This is a genomic window from Mycobacterium sp., assembly GCF_965229265.1.
Taxonomy (GTDB): domain Bacteria; phylum Actinomycetota; class Actinomycetes; order Mycobacteriales; family Mycobacteriaceae; genus Mycobacterium.
On record NZ_CBDDIY010000013.1, the window covers coordinates 403,694 to 422,422 of the forward strand.

Consider the following 18,729-nt stretch of genomic DNA (forward strand, 5'->3'; position numbering starts at 1 on the left):
CCTGTCCCTGTATAGAGCTGCCATTCGGGCTCAAGGCTCATGTTGTTCCTTCGCTAATCCCAAGCAATCGCGGTTTCGGTGGGAGAAATCTTGGATCGTCCCAGACCATGCGCACCTCGGTGTCAACATCTGGCGGCGACTGCTCACGCAGCTTATGTAGTCGTGAGGGAACTTGGTCGAAGGATCCGACCGTGACGAGGTCCTCAACCGCCGAGATAAAGTTCGGATTCACCGAGCTCCGCCCTGTCCAGATGAGGTAGGGGGCTCCTTCTGCTATCGCAGCCATCAATGGATCTTTTCGAAGGTCACCGCAAAATGTCGCCGGCGGGAAGACAAAGCCGTAGCAAGGCGACTCGCCATCACGCACGGTACGTCTAATGACCTGCGGGTCAGTGCTTCGGATCCAAGTCACGTCTGGCGAATGATGTTGTAGACGCGCCGTTATGGCATTGGATTTGCTACTCCAAGCGGTATGGGCGCGCGGATTAGTTCGACGTTCGACGCTATGCAGTATGACTGGATGCAGGCGCCATAGAGTGTCTGGTTCTGTCAGAGCAGTTTCGACGACCCACGATTCAGGGACCGCGTCAATGGCCGATCGGGGGACCAGAAAGCCGAGCACACAGTTTGGCGACACGGTCTCAAACAACTGGTTGACCGCGCGCCGGACTCCCTCGAGCGTGGCGGTGCAATGCCGCCTGTCCGGCGGAAGCCATCCCCGCCCTGGGATGTACCTGTGGCCCAGGACCTCATTTGGCCAGTCATCTCCGTCGCAGAGTATTTCAATGACCAGATGCGGAGTGTCGGAAAGATGTCGACGTGCGTCGTCGCGCAAGGCTCCGACGCGATTCGCTGATAATCCGAACCACTCGTCCGGCACGGATGTCGAAGTGGCCGCCTCAAGTGCGGCGACAAAGCGATGCAGGGGTAGCTGATCATCCTTGTTCTGCCCGTAGTCGGCCAAGTGGTCCATTGCTTGATCGAGGTCTCGCGGAGGTATACCCCCGTCAGGCGCGGCCCAGTAATAGGCATTCAGCATCTGCTGTGTAGTGATCCCGGGAAAATGTAGTTCGACCGACGAGATTTTTTCCTGTCTGCGCCATACGTGGCGAGCCATTTCAAGCGCTAATGTCTGCTCATCGTCGACCGCGTATTGCAGCAGATCGTCAAAAAATGGTTCGATTCCATTTCTAGCAAGAACTCTCGCAACAAGGTCATGCTTACTGAGATACTGCGTGAGTTCCTCGTCAGGGCGAAGGCCGCAGGCGCGGACCAAGGCTCTTCTCAGAAGTCCGTCGGGAAACCCCTGCAGTGAATTCAGTGCATCCGTGATGCGCCATGTATGGGAAACTTGCAGGTGTGAATTGTCGATGACGTCGAGAGTGGCAGCAGAGAGCGGTGCCCGCTTACCAATTAGCTCTTCACTGCCGTCAAAATATCTCACATTGAGCTGCACGGGACGTTGGTTTAAATTTCGGTCGCCGCCAAACTTAATAAACTCACTCTCGACGTGAACGCAGAGGGAATCGAAGTCTCGCGGTAGCACCGCATCGTGCTCGACGAGCCAATCGAGCACCATCTTAGAAAATGGCATCTCTTCGATTGTTTTTTTCGTGGCTGACGGTTGTCCCTCGCTCGCGGAATACAGAACCGCACGCGAAACCGCATGAGGTGGGCCTCCTTGGAGGTTGCCGTAACCGGGCAGGATAGTGGGCAGATGCATATTTTGAACGAAGTTGGCGCATGAGTCGATAATGATGATTTGGTTTCGTAGCGCCTGGAATGCTCGCGACGAAAGGTAATTCAATATGTCACTAACGACTAAATTGCGTTTTAATTCAACCGTGGCATCGGCTGTAAAGAGCGCTCGCTGTTGAGTCTCGTTGAGAACGCCATGGCCGCACCAAAAGACCAATAACAATTCGCCGGCCTCCTTCGAGGCATCTACGAACATTTGCTCGAGCGCATGCTGAGTCGTGCCCACAATCTTGACACCGGTTGTTGCGAGATCTTCTGTATAATCAGGCGACGTTGCCAGCCATATACGACTCGCCGGCACCGCCGAATCGAGCGCCCATCGAGCAAAGCGCTGTGCCACGGCAGCAGCGCCCGGCAGGTGCATGTTGTGTCCATATGCGTAGTCCTCGAGTCCAATAGCTAGCACAAGAATGCGATCCGGAGCTACGGCTTCAACAGTCAAGACACGACCTGCTCGATTGCATCCCAAACCGCGTCGTTTGACCAGTAGGCGCTATGGGCCTGTGGAAAGGGCTCTCCATTGTCAACCAAAACGTCTTCTACGCGATTCGGAAATACCCGCGCTCCAACATAGGAAAGGATGTCGCGCTCATCGTAGATATTGACCCACCGAGGCATGTGGTCGGGGAGCGTAGCAGGATATTTAAGACAGGGCAGAGCGCCAATCTCATATAGGAATGGTGCCTGCGATCCGACGGTGATCAAGGCTTCGACGTTCGGCATAATGTGCCGGATTAAGAGATCCGCGCACATTATGCCGCCGAGTGAATGGCCAATAAGGATTACAGGTCCGTTGGTAATGTCGCGGACGGACTGTTCGAGGAAACTCCGCATATCGTCGCCGTTTGCGAGAAACCGCAGCACATCACCAGCCATCGGTGCCGCGGAGTCTGTGATGCTGCCACGGTCGTTCAGAAGCTTCTTGGTAACCATGCGTTTGGCGAAGCCTTTGGCGGGACGAAGCAAGAACTCTCCGATTCCCATTCCGTAGCCATTTAACTCGTCTGTGAGCTGCTCCACCAAGTCATCACGGATGGAGCCAGCGACTGGAATTTCGTCTCGGTCATCGGCGGAGACGAGGGTATGAGCGATTATTGCTCGCGCGATGGCGCAACGGTGCTCGCGTGCGTCAGCTTGCGCGGTGGCACACGCTGCCTCAAACTCCTGTGAACCCAATAGGTCGACCAGTGAGGTCTGGAAATCTTCATAAAGGCCGAGCATCGCTAGGTCACTGGCCAGCTTGCCGGAGGCGGAGAACTGAGCAACGTCGCGATGCAACTTTTCGGAAGGCTGCTCCTCGCCAAACACCGGGTCCACAACCGAAGGAATGTTCCGGAGCAGCCGCAACTCATACCAGGGGTCTGTGTATAAGACCGCCCATAGCGCTATTTCTTCGTCAGCCTGGCCGCTCGGACTCCCACCGGACTCCCGATAGTTCGGTATTGACTTGCCGTCGAGTTGGAGACGCGCGCCCTGCGATGCCCCCCAGAAGCAGCCTTTGACGGACGCTTTCCAGCCGCGACCCGAGATTTTTCGATGAATTTCTCGAACAGTCGAGGCGTATCGCACACCTCGGACCCCCGTGCCGTGCACGAACAAGATTGTTGCGTCGTCCAAGCTGATCCCCCTTGAGCAGAAGAGTGTAAGGAGAATGGTGGTCATGTTCTAGGAGCGCGTCAACAGCCGCAGGGTGGAAAGCGGGCCGCATACTGTCCGCGAGAGTATCGGACTGCTTTCGGTGTTGGAGTCGACTTCGGGTCACCGCCGATGCGGTGTCGACTCGCTGTTTTGCATTCCGATCGCTACTGTGTGGCGGATTTCTGGCGCAGCGATCTGGCGGCTGCCGAGACATTCGAAGGGCGAACCTAGAGGCGTGATCCCGGGTCGCGTTGTGTCGTTGTGGGGCGAAAACGAGGCATCAGTTGCTTCAAGGGGGCTGAATCCGAATATCTGCGAGTTCCTGATCACCGTGACAGAGCGAAGGGTAGCTAAGTCGGCCTCAGGCCGAGAAGGTTCTCGGCTCTTTCGACGGCCCGAGCAAAGCATCTTAATCTTATTGCGGCAGGGTTCGCACCACCTGCGTCGGGCCTGCTCGTGAAGTTTGGATTCTTGTACCTGGGGCGTGTGCGACGCCCAGGGTGCGCGAGCCAAGACGATGACAATTTCCATGGCCCGGACAGCGGGCAACGCCCGTACGGACGCACCCAGCAGAAGGTCCTAACCCCGTTTGCCAGCGGCGTCACCACCCGCTATCGGCCCGCCAGCTAACACTCAAACGCAAAGACTTCCGATTTGGGAACAAATTTGGGAACAAAATCCTCCGAAACTGATCGAAATCAATGAGTTGCCCTGAAACGGTCCGGAATGTCAATAGGCATTTACCTGCATAAATGAGACTTAACGGACCTAGCAAACTATTGAGACGACAGCTCATAACCCAGAGGTCCAGATTCGAATCCTGTCCCCACTAGCGGAAACGTCCCTCGGAGATTTCTCCGGGGCCATTTTCTATCCCGATGGGAACACTCTTGGGAATATTCGCAAAGCTAACGATCTCTTGGGAGCGGTGGCAGGTTCCTCGGGCGATGCAAAGCACCGGAACATCGGGTTGCGGGCGAAGGCGCACGCCGCCGGCTTGCCCTCGGCCTTCGGACGATTCCTGAAATGGTGTGATGGCAGGTCAGGATGAAGCTGGTGATGCTGCCCCGGTTCTCCGCGGCGTCAGCCTTGCGCGACGCGCCGGCCGGAGGCGGGTGCATCTCGGGGAATGAAGCTAGGTCCTCGTCGATCTGAGAGCAATTAGCTGCCGTTCTTGTTCGGCCAGTCGCCGTGACCGGCCTGCCCATGCCGATCGGGTCGCTTCGAGTGCGGTGCTGATCTCTTCTGCAGCGAGTTCAATCTGGGGGCGCATGTGATGCGTTTCGTTGGCTGCGTCGAGGATGCGCTGGAGGCTGCCCGTGGCCGCATCGAAGCGGTTTAAGTGGAGGTTGGCGATGGTTTCGAAGTTGTCGAACATGATGTCGCGGTATGCGTTGGGATTCTCGGTTCGGAGCCTGCGAGTCAGTGTGAGGGCCTGTTCGTACCGGCCGTCACGAAGCGCGTAATGAATCTCGTTGATCCTCTGGAAATCTGGCGGCCGTGAGAGGCGTTGGCGCTGAGCGATTTCGCTGAGCTGTTCGGCGAGCGTCCGCGCTTGGGGTGTGCCGAATCTGTTGATGGCCTGTGCGGCTTGAGCGGCGAGTTGGACGATGGCATCGCCGCGCCGCGGTTGGTCGGTGAGTTGTTCCATCTTGTTCAACATTTGGATGGCCAGGCGAGCGAAGGGTAGGGCTCGTTGTTCTCCGAGCCCTCCGATTTCGATGTCGGCGATGGCGTCGGCCGCAGCCTTAGCGGCTGCACCAAGGGGGTGGGGGGTGGCGTCGACGTCGGCGAAGTCATTGAGGGCTCGCTCGAGCAGGGTGGCGCCGCGGTCATATTCACCGCGCGAGGAGTAGCAGTTGGCCACTTCGTACCGGAGATAGAACGTGGCGACGCGGAAGGTGTACACATCGTGTTGGTTGGCGTCGTCGGGAATGGTGATGGTCTCGTCGACGAAGTCGAGGAGCCATTGGGCGTGGATCAGCAGTTGCTCGACGGCGAAGAATTGGCCGGAAGGGCGTAGCGCGATGAGCCATCCGTAGAGGTGTCCCATGAACATCCCGAGCAGGTTCATGATCATGGAATCGTAGGGTGCTGCTTGAAGATGGATGGTCCGCAGGATTCGGTGCACCAGTGGGTGGATGTTGATGGTATCGCTGGCTGGGCTGGGCGTTCCCGAGCCATCGACGTATAGGCGGCGCCGAGCGATTGTCTGTGTCCTGATGTTGGTGAGTATGCGGTTGCGCAGGTGTTGGTCCGCTTCGTGCGGCCTGGGTGGCGATGTGAGATCGACGTCGACGAATGGTCCCTGGACGGTCTGTAGCAGCAGGTTCACTGGGATGAGTTCTGGGGCGAAGAATGCCGAATGGTAGACGAGTAGCTGGGTTTCGCGCTGAAGCGCTTCGCTGCCGTAGGTCTTAGAGCCGAGCTGCTTGACAGCGAATCGGATTGCTGCAAAGGCTGTTTTGTCGAAATCGTCGGGCTTTGATGCGTCGTCGTCGAGTGCAGCGAGGTCTTCGAAGTAACGGGTGGAGAGCAGTGCGATGTCGTCGGCCGCGTTGCGGAAGTAGGACGCGGCCATCGCGATGGCGAGAGGCACGTGCCCGAGCCGGGTGACGATGTCGGAGATTACTGCGGTATGGGTTCCCGGTTCGATCTTCGCGTAGGCCTCAAAGCAGGCGACTGCTTCTTCGTCGGTGAATGAGCCGACAGGAATCTCGCGGGCGGTGTGCCACCAGCCGGTGCTGTTGGTGGTGGTGATGACAACGAAGCCGTTGCCGCTTGTGGGTAAGTACGGTTCGATGTCCTGCCGGCGCAGGGCGCCGTCGAAGACGACGACCCAGGGGCCGCCGATACGGCCTAGTTCGGTTCGGAAGGCTGCGCCGAGGTCAGTGCAGGATTCGATGTCGATGCCCATTTGGATGAGTCGGTCTTTGACCACAGCGTTGAGGAGCTCAGGGGTGCGGGCGTCGATCCAGGCGACGTGTTCGTAGAGATGCCGGTTGAGGTGGCAGAAGTCGGAGGCGATGGTGCTCTTTCCGAATCCTGTTGTTCCCCAGAGTATTACCACTTTTGGGTTGCGTGTAGCCGTAGATTCGTTGAACAGGTCGGTGAGGGTGCCCAGCGTCGGTGTGCGAGCTACCGCCGAGATGACCCGCGGAACCTCGATCAGGGGTACGCCCCAGTCGTGCGCGCGGCGGGCATGGGCAATCTGGTTGTCAGGGGTGCAGATGAGATCGATGGCCTCGGTGGCTGTCCAGCGCCGAGGCGTCAGCTCGGCCGCGGCCTCGAACATGCGGTCCACGAGCATCGAGGTGATCATGGCTGCGGACTGCTCCCCAAGGCCGGTCGCGTTGTCCCGCCGAATCTGTCGAACGAGGTCGATAACCGATTGCTTGAGTTCGTCGGCTGTCCGGTCGTCGCGGACGATCAACCTCGCAGGATTGGATTGTCCCGCAGTAATCGCCGATGCAGTGACGGTATATACGGCACCGCCGTGGTGGGCGGGAGGGATTGGCGGTTCGCAGCCGTCTTTCAACTTCTTGGCCAGCGGCTTGTTGGTCAGGATCACCGCTTCGTGAGCGCCGGAGCCCATACGTTTGAAAATTGCTGTCGCATCGGAATATCGAAGGGGATTCATGCCCGAGGGCGTGCGCGTGGACTTCACTTGAACTCGCCGGACGATGTCGCCGGATTTTTCGACCGCGAAATCGACAACATCGTCATCGGCTACCTGGGCGCCGTGGAGCTGGGCCCGGGTCGGCTCAATCAGGATGGCCAGCTCGGCGACGTTCTCACCGTCCTCCGCGATGAGGCGCAGGATCTCCTCGGCCGTCGCGAAAAACTGGCGTCGGAAGCCGTAGGTGGCAAGCGCGCCGCCGTCGTCGGTCATCTACTGCGACCGCCGCACTAGCTGCCTGAAATAGTCATGAGGCATGTAACTATGACGGCTTAAATTAATCACCTTGCGCAACGAAATCATCCAACGAGCCCCGATGCGATTCAGCACCATTCGGCTAGGACAGGTGGCTGCCCTGCCGTCATAGGCCTTACCCATTATGTGCCCCCTCGATTCCGATCGGCCCGGCCGGCATACAGAGACTACCGGGACGCGCTCGCCACACGCTTCGACGCCGCTACTCGCTATTACTGAATGGCAGGTGGTCGGGTTTGGGATTCAGGCAAACGTTCCGGCGTTGCGGGCTAAGTGCATCTGCCTTACTCATTGACGCCGTGGAATGGGGCCTTCGCCTACGCGATGACTGCATCCCCGGGCGCAATGCCGACCCGCTGTTGCGTCCGTTGTTCGGCTCTCTTGGCCAATCGCCCCAACCGAGACCCGTGGTACTCGCTCTTCGAGTAGCGTCTCGCCAGCTCTACATTTTGGGGCTGTATGCCTAGGTCTGTGGTCACCCGGGGAGGTGCGATGTCGGCAAACGCGGTGCGGGTATGGGGGCCGTCGGTCCTGGGTGCGGTGTCCGTAGTTGTGGTCGGTTACGCGCTCAACCGATTGACGGGGGACCACGCCGAGTGGTGGTGGTGGATCATCGTTGGGGTCGGCAGCGTCTTGGGCATTGTTGGCACAGTATGGACGGGCGTCAGCGTGGTGCGCGAGCGTCGCAGGTATCGCGACGGCTCCGGCTTTGGTCCAATTGAAGGCGGCGGCGCCGCAGAGCAGACGGCGTCGGGCGATGGTGCGAACATATCGATCACTGCCGACCGCGGATCGGCGGCCGCCTTGGAAATGGGCAACGTTTCGATTGGAAATCCTCGACGGCGCGGGCGCTCGGAGCGGAACAAGTCGTGACAAACGGTGACGGCGCGCCCTCCATCCCCGGGGTCGGGGGCGATGCGCCAAACATCTACATCACGGCCACCGACGGCTCCGTGGCGGCCTATAACATCGAGACGCTGATCATCGACGGTTTGGCCGATCTCAAAGCCGCCGCGACCGTTCTCCCGCTGTCTGCACTTGTGGATGATGGACCGCCGTTGGTCGGCCGTGATATCGAAGTGGCCCGGGCCATCGAAGTGCTTACCAATACGGGTGGCACCGCGAACATCCTCGTGGTGAGCGGACCCCCAGGTGTCGGGAAGTCCGCCCTGATGCGACAGGCTGTACTTGCGGCACAGGTTGCCGGGGGGTTCAGCCAAGTGCTGTTTGCCGACCTCCGCGGATATGCCGGGAATCCCGAAGACCGGGTGCTCCCGGCGATCGTGTTGACGAAGCTGCTGTTGCTCCTTGGAATCGCGGACGAGGACATAGCCGCAGATCCGGCCGAGCAAGCGCTTCAATACCATCAGCGATTGAGCGAACTTGCCGCGCAAGGCAAGCCAGTTCTTCTGTGGCTCGATAATGCAAGCGACAGTTCACAATTCGAGACCCTGCGCCCCGCTGGTCCGATACACAAGGTTGCGGTGACCACCCGAGAAACATTCGGGAACATCCCTAAGTCACAAGTCGTCGAGCTGGAGGTGATGAGTCCCGATGAAGCAATCGAAGTGCTGACCAGCTCAGTGTGTGAGCGCAACCCAGGTGACGTGCGCCTCGAAGCGGCGCCGGAATTCGCGCGGCGCATCGCCGAGCTGTGCGATCACCTGCCGCTCGCGTTGCAAATCGTTGCGGCGCTTCTTGCCGACGAACCGGACCGGCCGACCAGCGAAGTTGTCGACGAGCTCGCGAGTGAGGAGGACCGGCTGAACGGCCTTGACTACAGCGCCGACTTCTCTGTCCGAGCGGCATTTGCGTTGTCGTATAAGAGATTACCGGACAATCTCCAACGTTTGTTCAGGTTGATGTCTGTCATCCCCGGGGGTGATGTCGGCGTCGTGGCCGCTGGATGGCTAGTCTCCGCGACACACACGGCCGTACGACCACAGCTCATGGCGCTGGTTCGCAGTCACCTCATCCAGCAGCACGTGCGCAACCGCTGGAGCATGCATGACCTTATCCGTCTGTACTCAGCCGAGACGTCGGCGTCAGAGCCCGAGGATGCCTCGCGGGCGCTCAAGTCTGTCGTCTTGCATTACCTCGTCGGTATCGCCGCCGCGGTTGACTGGCTGACGGGTGTTCCCAATGAAAAAGGCAAGCGACTGCTCCCTTCGCCGCAACATGCCGCCGCGTGGTTCGACGCTGAACGCGCCACGGCTATAGCAATAGTCAGGGCTCTTGGGAAAGACCCCAATTATCTGGACGTAATCGTCCCATTCGTCGCCGCACTCGGCGAGATTCTCGGGACGCAGCGCCACTGGCTCAAAGAGTTTCACGACGTGGCTGTAATCGGCGCATCTCTGGTATCCGATGCGCAGGACCGGCACTACGCAGCTTGCGTGATGAATCACTATGGCTCCGCGCTACGGCAGCTGGGCCAGTTCGACGGTGCTATGGAGGCCTATCGAAGAGCGGTTGAGGTAGCCGATGAAATTGACGATACGGGCGTCGCCGATGCTGCCCGCGGCAACATGGCCAACGTCTACCTCGCGCAAGGGCGTGACCTCGAAGAGGTGCTCGAGATTTACTGGGCCGACGTGCACGCCTGCCGTCGATCCGAACCGCCGAATCGGCCAGGTGAAGCGGGCGCACTGTCCAACATAGGTGCCGCGCTTTCGATGGCGGAACGATACAGTCAAGCAATACCGCCACTGCGACAGGCGATTTCCATCAATCGAGACATGGGTGATGAGCCCGGAATCGCGGGCGCCGCGAAGAATCTTGGCGCGTCGCTTTCTCGGCTTGGGCTGGAAGAGGACGACCACCAACTCTGCGAGGAGGCGATCGATCTGTTGAAAGAGGCCGCTGAAATCTACAGAGTCAGGGCCAACGTCTCCGGCTGGGCTGAGACGACGAACAATCTCGGCCAAACGCAGTGCCAGATCCGCCAATACGCCGAAGGAATCCCTAACATCGAGGCGGCACTTCAGTATTTCGAAGGTTCCGGTGAAACTGAACTGGCTGCCAAGGTGCGCGAGAATCTCCGTACGTATCGCGAAGAGGCAAGAGGCCAAAGATCCTGGGGTGGTGCAATATTGGCGAATAATCGATATCGATTCACCAATATCTCTGGTGGGCGACTCACCCAGATCACTGTTGACCCATGTGGGTCAACCGTGATCGAGGTCGAAGGCAGCCCTGACCCCCATGCTGTTCCGGCACCTCTCGAAGATGGGGGCAGCTTTGTAGCGGTCATCCGGGGTGAAGGCGTGCGCATTACGGCGCGCAATACGCGGTCGACGACGCCCGTGACCCAAAGTTGGCGCCTCTAGGTTGGCGAAGTTGCACTGTCAATCCCTATCGCGCAACATCCTGGGGTGTGCGCCCACACGGGGGGTCGGCCGTGATGGCGATGGACGAGGTGTCGAGCAGATCGGCCCCAGCCCTGATGTGCGCGCCGGATTTTAACCATGCGACCGCTGAGCTGTGGAGCCTAATGTGGGCTCCGACATCCCCAGGTGATGACCGGACGTGAATAACGCGGCGCAGCTATGGAAGTGTGTCCATTTCGATGATGCCGCCGAACCCGAGGTCGTCAAGGGCGCGAATGACCTCGCTCGATGGGATGCCGCGATAGAACGCCGGAGCGAAGGCCTTCTCCCTCAGTTCCGCGACTTCGTGCTCTAGGAATTCGACTCGTTCTTGGGTCGAGCTTGGCGGGGATTCCTCATGTCCTCGGGACCTGGTGCTGACGGAGGTCGCGCTGTCTTCCACAACTAGACCGATGACGCGACCGTCTTGCGCAACGACCGGTCCGCCACTGTTGCCCGGCCGTGCGATAGCCGAATACAGGAATATCTTCTGCCGGCTCATCGCCTCAGCAGCAGGGTTGACGATCTCGCCTCGTTGCACTGTGAGCGCCATCTCGGCAGTCATCGGCACCCGCGGGTAGCCGAACACATACACCTCATCGGCCCAACGGGGATCTCGGAACGCCATACCGCCCAGGTGCGGTAGGGACTTGCCTTCGGGTAATTGAGCTTCAATCACCGCGATGTCGAGGGTCTGATGGGGGATTGCGAGGCAAGCGAATTCGACCGGGTCGCCTTCGGTGTGGTCGCTCGCGGGGTAGACGGATATTCCCGAGCCGTTGCCCGCGAGTCCGGTCACTACGTGCTTGTTGGTGACTATGTGCGTGTGGTCGATGATGAGGCCGGTTCCCCAGCGGTTGACAGGGTTGCCGTCATCATCGTGACCGCAGAGTTGCATCGTCACCGCGTGGTAGCTCGGGATGATCAGCTCGGCACCGAACACCTCGGCCAGCCATAGGTTGCCGCCGAGCTGCCCAGGGGAGATATCACTACCCTCGGTGATATACGTCGTGCCCAATATTGGCAGGCGTGGGTCCGAGTCGAATCGGAGCAAAAGTCCAGCGTGTTCCATCGCCCCCAGTAAGCGGGTCAGAGGGGAGATCGCACCGGCGCCTGGCATTTCGATTGTGCTCAGGTACCTTGAGAAATCGGAGACCGACCACGGCACAAACTTGGCGGGCGGCGGGCCGCCGTCCGACGGGTTCAAGGGCGGCGGCTCATGCTTGCCAATAGCAGCAGCCATTTCGGGGTGGCGGTCGAAGCCGAAGAATTGGTAGGCAAACCTCGCCACGAGCACACGCCACGCTACTGATCCGGGTTCGATGCCACCTGTTGTAGCGAGCTGTTGCAGCGATGCATCCAACGCGCCCTCGCTATCGGCATCCGCCATGGCTACCGACGCTACTTCCGGCCGGACCGGGTTCCTGGCCGCGACATGCCGGGTATGCGATCGGCCAGCTCGGCTGTCCTCTGCACATTGAAAGCGGCGACATGTTCGTAGGAGCTCGGTGTTATCGCGTTAGAGCCAGGGCGTGGTGGCGTTGATGCCGATCCGACGACTCGTTCTTTGAGACTAAGCCTGACCTCCCGCTTGGTGTCCGGATACTCGGGGTCGTTTTGAGCCCGAATTCGTAGGGCCAAAATAGGGCCAAACTTTCAGACCAGGTGCTCCAGAGGGTCCAATTCGGCCTATCTGCAAGCCTCTGACCAGCGCAAACAGAAAGTTAGCTAGGCTAAATCAGCCTCACACGCGGAAGGTCAGCCCGTCCGCGGGAAGGTGGCCGGCGCAGCGGCCGAGCGCGCGACCGAACAGCAGATAACGCGGCATCACCCGCGATGCCGCGTTACCTACTCAGGTCACGCCCAGGTTGCTCCGGCCGCGTCAGGCCGGGTTTGGGGTGAAGCCGTTGACCCCGCCGCCTGGGGTGAGCACGGTGTACCCGGTGGGCAACAGCGTGTTCAGATAGGGCGCGATCGGAGCCAGCGACGTGGTGGTGATGGCACCGATGCTGGCGTAGATCATGCCGTTGGGGGCGACGTTCAGGATCCCCTCGGTGCCCTCGGTCGTGTAGGCGATGTTGCGCAGACCGACCCCGGTCTCGGGATCGAACTCGACGAGCGCGGCGCGGACGGGCACGAACACCGTGCGGCCCTGCAGATTCACGTTGTAGCCGTAGATGACCGATTCCAGGATCGCGCCATTCACGACGGTGGGGTTGCCGCCGCCGACCGCAACCGGGTTACCCAGGGTCGGGCTGACCGGCATCATCGCAAGAAGGCCGGAGACGTCGGCATCCCAACGCTTTTGGCCGTCCGAGCCGAAGGACGTCATCACGTTGTTGCGGGTGAGCACGTAGATGTTGCCGGTTTTGTCGACCGCCACCGATGCCGCCTCGGCGTTCGACTGGGTCGACCAAACGGCCTTGCCGGTGCGGGTGTCGAATGCATAGAGCACACCGTCGTTGTCGCTGGCGTAGACCTGCTGGCCGTTGGCAGACACGGTGGGGCTCGACCCACTACCTGGACCCATCTGCGTCACGAACGCAACGTTGATCTTGCCTGGGCCGAACGGCGTCGCCGGCGAGTAATCGAATGCGTAGAGCGCCCCGTATCCCGCCTCCTCGTCGGTCGCCGCGACGAAGATGCGGCCCGTTCGCGCGTCGACGCCGGGGGTGTTCGCGCTACGCACGATCCCGCCGTACGCGACCTGCCATACCGGGTCGATGATCTCGGGATCCATGTACCCACCGGCCCACATGGTGGGCGGAGGATTCTGCGGGGCGGGAGCCGCCAGCGGTCCGGGGATTTGGTAGATCGGCGCGGCGAGCTCGCCTGTCTGGCTGTTGACCACGACCACCTGGCCGAATGCGGTGACGCCCAGCACCGAACCGTCATTGGTGAACGTTGCGGTCACGAACGGGTTGATCTCGCGGGACCCGGGCGCGAACGGATTGTCGGTGGGCCCGGACGGCAAGGCCGTCGTCCAGCGGACCTGGCCGTCCTGGGAGAACGACCACAGCTGGTCGCCGTCGCTGATGTAGATATTGCCCGCGCGGTCGATGATCGCGCTGTTGAGGACGGCACCGGAATCCACGCCGACCTGGCCGTTCCACGCGGCCGATTCCCAAACGATGTTGCCCTGTGGATCGAGCACGTGCAGGTTCGACGAGCCGGCCGCGAGTCCGGTAGTCACCACGATGTTGCCGTTCGGCAAGATCGTCGGGGCGGCCAGGACCGCGGCCCCGTGCAGGGCGGTCCAGCGGTTGTAGTCGGCCGCCGGCGCGACGCCCAGCTGCTCCTTGCGGTTACCAGCGTCGCCGTGCAGCGTCACCCAGCCGGTATCCGCATAGGGCAGTGCGGGCAGCACGCCGAGGTCGGTCAGCACCCCCTTCACCAGTGATTCGGCGACGAAGATTGTGGCCTTGACGGGGTGGAACAGCACCTCCTTCGGATAGCTGATAACCATGTCGACCGCGTTGCGCAACGCCGCCGTGGTGTAGGGCAGCAGGTTCTGGATCCATTGCGCGGCGGCCTCCACGATGGGGATGCCGGGCACTTGGCTGGCTGTCGAGGCCACTTGGCCGACTACTCCGGCGGTTGGGGCCTGCATCGACTCGACGCCCGGGGCGGCCGACGCCTCGGCGGGCTGTGCGGTCTTGCGTAGGCTCGCGCCGGTCGGCACAGCTTTGGCGGACTCCCGGCGGGTGGCGCCCAGCAATTCCAAGGGCGACTGCTGCGGGGCGGGCAGCGTCGGCGAGTCACCGCCGACGGCGGATCCCGCCGCGTCGACGAGACCGGTCACTGGCTGTGCCGCCACCGCGGACGGCGTCGCGCGCAGCGCGGGTACGGCTTCCACCGAATCGCTGGACGTCGCGGTTCGGCGGGTCCTCGCAGCGGTGGCCACCGAACTGGGGTTGCTCTTCCGGGCGGCCGATCTACCCGACGACGTGTGGTCGGCATTGGCCCGCGAGGCGGAATGCGCCTGCGATGACGAGCTCGTCGACGTGCTGTCGCCGGCGTCGGCGTGTGCGGTTCCGGGGACCGACAACGCGACGCCGACGCCGAGGAACACCGCGAGTGCCCCCACGCGGCCGATCAACGTCATGGAGCCGGCAGCGGGACCGACGTCGGCCGCGGATCGGCGGGAGAGGCTGGTGGGGTAACCACACGAATCCATCGATGCTCCTCGTAGCTGTGACAGCTTGACATTACAGTTCGTAATGACAAGCAATGTAACCACGATCACATCCCGTACGGCAAGAGGGTCTGGGCCACATGGGGCCCGGTGATGTCAGGGCCAGCGTCAGCGCAGCCGCAGACCGTTGATCAGGAGGTCTGCCAGCGTGTCGGCGAACGCAGCGAGATCGGAGACCTCGCGCACGCACAGCGCCCGGATGGCGGCCCCGGCGATCGCGTCCAACAGGATGTCGGCGTCGACCTGGCGCAACGATTCGGGACTATGGGCCATCAGCTCCCGCAGGGCCACGCTGACGCGGCTGGTGTAGAGCTGGGCGAACTTCGGCTGCAGCGACGGGTCGGCACGCATATCGGCGATCAGGCCGGGTAAGGCTTCGCGAGCGGCTGGCTCCCCGATGAATTCGACAATGCCGTGGATCGCTTCATTGATGGTGGTGAAGGGCGGGCTGGCCGGCGCCCCGTCGGTATCCGGGGGGTACAGCGTGTCGTAGATGACGTGCGCCTTCGACGGCCACCGTCGGTAGATGGTGGGACGGCTGATCCCCGACGCTTCGGCGATCGCATCGATCGAGGTGCGCCGATACCCACGTTCTGCGAGCAGGCGCCGCGTCGCCGACAGCACCTGCGCCTCGACGTCCGGGTCCCGGAACGGGCCCAGTCGATGCTTGGTGTCGTCGCGCTTCATGCCCACGGATAGTAGATGCATTGCGCGCCGCAACGGGGTGGGCGCGGACTCGCCGCCGCTCCCGTCCCCGTTCGGTGACGCTCTGGCTTACTCGACGACGACCCGCTTGGGCAGCTTCCAGCCGGCCCGTGGGAAGTGGCAGGTGTACCCGTTGGGGTAGTGCAGCAGGTAGTCCTGATGCTCCGGCTCGGCCTCCCAGAAGTCACCGGCCGGGGTCACCTCGGTGACCACCTTGCCGGGCCACAGCCCCGAGGCGTCCACGTCGGCGATGGTGTCCAGCGCCACCTGCTTCTGCTCGTCGTCGAGATAGAAGATCGCCGAGCGGTAGCTGGTCCCGACATCGTTGCCCTGCCGATTCTTTGTCGACGGGTCGTGGATCTGGAAGAAGAACTCCAGCAGCGCGCGGTAATCGGTCTGCGCCGGGTCGTAGACGATCTCGACCGCCTCGGCGTGGCCGGGGTGATTGCGGTAGGTCGGATGGTCGTTCTGCCCACCGGAGTAGCCGACCCGGGTCGAGATCACGCCGGGCTGCTTGCGGATCAGATCCTGCATGCCCCAGAAGCAGCCGCCGGCCAGAATCGCGGTCTTGGTGGTGCCCACTGCGTCCTCCTTGGAAGTCTCGAACAATCTCGTGTACTCGCCGTACCCGTGCGTCTCGAGGTCGTCACGGTGGATGAACTTCAGCGAAGCCGAGTTGACGCAGTAGCGCAACCCGCCCTCGGCGCGCGGACCATCCTTGAACAGGTGGCCCAGGTGGCTGTCACCGTGGGCCGAGCGCACCTCGGTGCGCAGCATCAGGTGGGAGAAGTCCCGTTTCTTGACGACGTTGGCGGCCTCGATCGGCTTGGTGAAGCTGGGCCAGCCGGTGCCGCTGTCGAACTTGTCGACCGAGGCGAACAGCGGCTCGCCCGAGACGACGTCGACGTAGATCCCTGGTTCGTGGTTGTCCCAGTACTCGCCGGTGAACGGGCGCTCGGTGCCGTTGTCCTGAGTCACCCGGTACTGCTCGGGCGACAGCGCCGTCACGGCCGCAGGGTTTCGGTGATAGTCGCGTGGCATGACCCCTTCAACACCGGAGTGCTGTTCGGGTAATCCCATGTCACCGATCCGTCAGATATGCCTCCTGCCTGCGATCACCCCCTCGACAAAGCCGGATAGAACGTGTTCTAGTTTGAAGTTGTGGCGCGCTTCTCCCGGGACGAATTGACCGAGGCATTCGCAATCTTCGAGAACACGGTGGACGCGGCGGCGCGATCCCGTGACTGGGATGCCTGGGTGCAGCACTACACCCCCGACGTCGACTACATCGAGCACGCCATGGGCACCATGAAGGGCCGCGACGAGGTGCGGGCCTGGATCACCAAGACCATGAGCACCTTCCCGGGCAGCCACATGACCGACTTTCCGTCGCTGTGGAAGGTGTTCGACGAGGAGACCGGCCGGGTCATCTGCGAACTGGACAACCCGATGCGCGACCCGGGCGACGGCACGATCATCGCCGCCACCAACATCTCGATCGTCACCTACGCCGGCGACGGGTTGTGGTCACAGCAGGAGGACATCTACAACCCGATGAAGTTCCTGCTGGCCGGGATGAAGTGGTGCAAGAAAGCCGAAAAGCTCGGCACCCTCGATGACGAGGCGGCCGCCTGGATGCGGCAGTACGGCGGCCAGAAATGAGTCCCAAGCTCGTCATCGGAGCCAACGGGTTCCTCGGTTCGCACGTCACCCGCCAACTGGTCGCCGACGGACACCAGGTGCGCGTCATGGTGCGCGAGAACGCCAACACCATCGCCATCGACGACCTCGACGTGCAGCGCTTCGTCGGCGACATCTGGGACAACGACACACTGCGGGAGGCGATGGCCGGCGTCGACGACGTCTACTACTGCGTGGTCGACGCCCGCGGCTGGCTGCGCGATCCCGCCCCGCTGTTCCGCACCAACGTCGAGGGCACCCGCAATGTCCTCGAAATCGCCAAGGACGCCAGCCTGCATAGATTCGTCTTCACCAGCAGCTACGTCACCGTCGAGCGTCGTCGCGGCAAGACCACCAGCGAAACCGACGTCATCAACGACAAGGGCATCACCCCCTACGTGCGATCCCGGGTGCAGGCCGAGGAATTGGTGTTGCGCTACGCGCGGGAGAAGGGCCTGCCCGCCGTCGCGATGTGCGTATCGACCACCTACGGCAGCGGCGACTGGGGCCGCACCCCGCACGGCGCGATCATCGCCGGGGCTGCCTTCGGCAAGCTGCCGTTCGTGATGGACGGCATCGAACTGGAGGCCGTCGGTGTCGACGACGCCGCCCGCGCCATGACCTTGGCCGCCGAGCACGGCCGGGTCGGCGAGCGCTACCTGATCTCGGAGAAGATGATCAGCAACGCCGAAGTGGCCCGCATCGCCGCCGAGGCCGCCGGTGTCCCACCCCCGGCCAAGACCCTTCCCCTGCCGATGGCCTACCTGCTGGCCGCGGCGGGCACACTCAAGGCCCGCCTGCGCCACACCGACGAGCGGTTGTCACTCGAGTCGCTGCGGCTGATGCGCGCCGAGGGGCCACTCGACCACAGCAAGGCCGTGCGCGAACTGGGCTGGCAGCCCCGCCCGGTCGAGGACTCCATCCGGGAAGCCGCGCGCTTCTGGGTCGGGCTGCGCGGGGCCAAACGCAAGGCCTCCACACGACAGGCCCCCGCACGACAGGCCCCCGCACGACAGGCCGGGGCGGCCAAGCCGGACTGAACCGGCGGCCCCGGCGATCTCGTGTCTGGGGTATGACCGCACGCATCGCCGCACTGCTCGCCAGCCTGCTGCTCGTGGCGGCGTGCTCGTCGGGAACCACGTCGACACCGGCCGCTCCGGCGTCCTCACCCGCATCGACGACCGCCGCTGCGGCCACCCCGGCTGGCCCGACCATCAGCATCGCCGACATGAAGTACACCTCACCGGAGTCCGTCGCCCCAGGCGCCACCGTGACCGTCGTCAACTCCGACGGGGCCGAGCACACCGTGACGGCCGACTCCGGCAATGCGTTCAACGCCGAGGTCGACGGCAAGGCGACGGTCACCTTCACCGCGCCGACCCAGCCCGGAACGTATCCGTTCCACTGCGCCTACCACCCGATGATGCACGGACAGCTGATCGTCGGGTGAG

Annotated in this window: 12 protein-coding genes; 5 read left to right on the plus strand and 7 right to left on the minus strand. The window is 62.1% G+C overall.

From position 1 onward, the window contains the following. Window positions 1-37: 37 nt before the first annotated feature. The 3 genes from ADBZ9K_RS24010 to ADBZ9K_RS24020 form a co-directional block, all read right to left on the minus strand. The gene (locus ADBZ9K_RS24010) at window positions 38-2,200 is read right to left on the minus strand and encodes a VMAP-C domain-containing protein (protein WP_526624754.1); all 2,163 of its coding nucleotides are present in this window, start codon (window positions 2,198-2,200) and stop codon (window positions 38-40) included. Then, the gene (locus ADBZ9K_RS24015) at window positions 2,197-3,420 is read right to left on the minus strand and encodes a hypothetical protein (RefSeq protein ID WP_526624755.1); all 1,224 of its coding nucleotides are present in this window, start codon (window positions 3,418-3,420) and stop codon (window positions 2,197-2,199) included. The genes ADBZ9K_RS24010 and ADBZ9K_RS24015 overlap by 4 nt, the downstream gene beginning before the upstream one ends. A gap of 1,111 nt (window positions 3,421-4,531) precedes the next feature. Next, window positions 4,532-7,288, minus strand: a complete 2,757-nt coding sequence (locus ADBZ9K_RS24020; protein ID WP_526624756.1) for a tetratricopeptide repeat-containing protein — start codon at window positions 7,286-7,288, stop codon at window positions 4,532-4,534. Between the two features lie 534 nt (window positions 7,289-7,822). On the opposite strand from ADBZ9K_RS24020, the gene ADBZ9K_RS24025 reads away from it, so the two are divergent. After that, window positions 7,823-8,203, plus strand: coding sequence for a hypothetical protein (locus tag ADBZ9K_RS24025; RefSeq protein ID WP_526624757.1), 381 nt, complete (start codon window positions 7,823-7,825; stop codon window positions 8,201-8,203). Further along, window positions 8,200-10,659, plus strand: coding sequence for an AAA family ATPase (locus ADBZ9K_RS24030; protein WP_526624758.1), 2,460 nt, complete (start codon window positions 8,200-8,202; stop codon window positions 10,657-10,659). The genes ADBZ9K_RS24025 and ADBZ9K_RS24030 overlap by 4 nt, the downstream gene beginning before the upstream one ends. Window positions 10,660-10,876: 217 nt before the next feature. Here the strand turns inward: ADBZ9K_RS24030 and ADBZ9K_RS24035 are convergent, their stop codons facing one another. The 4 genes from ADBZ9K_RS24035 to ADBZ9K_RS24050 form a co-directional block, all read right to left on the minus strand. Then, on the minus strand, window positions 10,877-11,941 hold the full coding sequence (locus ADBZ9K_RS24035) for a trypsin-like peptidase domain-containing protein (protein WP_526625611.1): 1,065 nt from the start codon (window positions 11,939-11,941) through the stop codon (window positions 10,877-10,879). Between the two features lie 639 nt (window positions 11,942-12,580). Continuing rightward, window positions 12,581-14,875, minus strand: a complete 2,295-nt coding sequence (locus ADBZ9K_RS24040) for a BamB-related PQQ repeat family beta-propellar protein (RefSeq protein WP_526624759.1) — start codon at window positions 14,873-14,875, stop codon at window positions 12,581-12,583. 126 nt (window positions 14,876-15,001) lie between these two features. Then, window positions 15,002-15,580: a TetR/AcrR family transcriptional regulator gene (locus ADBZ9K_RS24045; RefSeq protein WP_526624760.1), complete on the minus strand. Its 579-nt coding sequence runs from the start codon at window positions 15,578-15,580 to the stop codon at window positions 15,002-15,004. 87 nt (window positions 15,581-15,667) lie between these two features. After that, window positions 15,668-16,678 carry a bifunctional methionine sulfoxide reductase B/A protein gene (locus tag ADBZ9K_RS24050; RefSeq protein ID WP_526624761.1) on the minus strand — a complete coding sequence of 337 codons (1,011 nt, stop codon included), beginning with the start codon at window positions 16,676-16,678 and terminating at the stop codon, window positions 15,668-15,670. Window positions 16,679-16,759: 81 nt separating this feature from the next. Here ADBZ9K_RS24050 and ADBZ9K_RS24055 point away from each other — a divergent pair, with 81 nt between their 5' ends. The 3 genes from ADBZ9K_RS24055 to ADBZ9K_RS24065 are packed head-to-tail and all read left to right on the plus strand — an operon-like array spanning window position 16,760 to window position 18,728. Then, on the plus strand, window positions 16,760-17,260 hold the full coding sequence (locus tag ADBZ9K_RS24055; protein WP_526624762.1) for a nuclear transport factor 2 family protein: 501 nt from the start codon (window positions 16,760-16,762) through the stop codon (window positions 17,258-17,260). Beyond that, window positions 17,257-18,318, plus strand: a complete 1,062-nt coding sequence (locus ADBZ9K_RS24060) for an NAD-dependent epimerase/dehydratase family protein (protein ID WP_526624763.1) — start codon at window positions 17,257-17,259, stop codon at window positions 18,316-18,318. Before ADBZ9K_RS24055 ends, ADBZ9K_RS24060 begins: the two co-directional genes overlap by 4 nt. Window positions 18,319-18,350: 32 nt before the next feature. Beyond that, entirely contained in the window at window positions 18,351-18,728 is a 378-nt protein-coding gene (locus ADBZ9K_RS24065; protein ID WP_526624764.1) for a cupredoxin domain-containing protein, read from the plus strand. Window position 18,729 lies beyond the last annotated feature (1 nt).

Coding starts and splice junctions, on each gene's coding strand:
- ADBZ9K_RS24015 (WP_526624755.1), bottom strand. CDS start 3,420: ATGACCACCATTCTCCTTACACTCTTCTGCTCAAGGGGGATCAGCTTG.
- ADBZ9K_RS24020 (WP_526624756.1), bottom strand. CDS start 7,288: ATGACCGACGACGGCGGCGCGCTTGCCACCTACGGCTTCCGACGCCAG.
- ADBZ9K_RS24025 (WP_526624757.1), top strand. CDS start 7,823: ATGTCGGCAAACGCGGTGCGGGTATGGGGGCCGTCGGTCCTGGGTGCG.
- ADBZ9K_RS24035 (WP_526625611.1), bottom strand. CDS start 11,941: ATGGCTGCTGCTATTGGCAAGCATGAGCCGCCGCCCTTGAACCCGTCG.
- ADBZ9K_RS24040 (WP_526624759.1), bottom strand. CDS start 14,875: ATGGATTCGTGTGGTTACCCCACCAGCCTCTCCCGCCGATCCGCGGCC.
- ADBZ9K_RS24045 (WP_526624760.1), bottom strand. CDS start 15,580: ATGAAGCGCGACGACACCAAGCATCGACTGGGCCCGTTCCGGGACCCG.
- ADBZ9K_RS24050 (WP_526624761.1), bottom strand. CDS start 16,678: ATGGGATTACCCGAACAGCACTCCGGTGTTGAAGGGGTCATGCCACGC.
- ADBZ9K_RS24060 (WP_526624763.1), top strand. CDS start 17,257: ATGAGTCCCAAGCTCGTCATCGGAGCCAACGGGTTCCTCGGTTCGCAC.
- ADBZ9K_RS24065 (WP_526624764.1), top strand. CDS start 18,351: ATGACCGCACGCATCGCCGCACTGCTCGCCAGCCTGCTGCTCGTGGCG.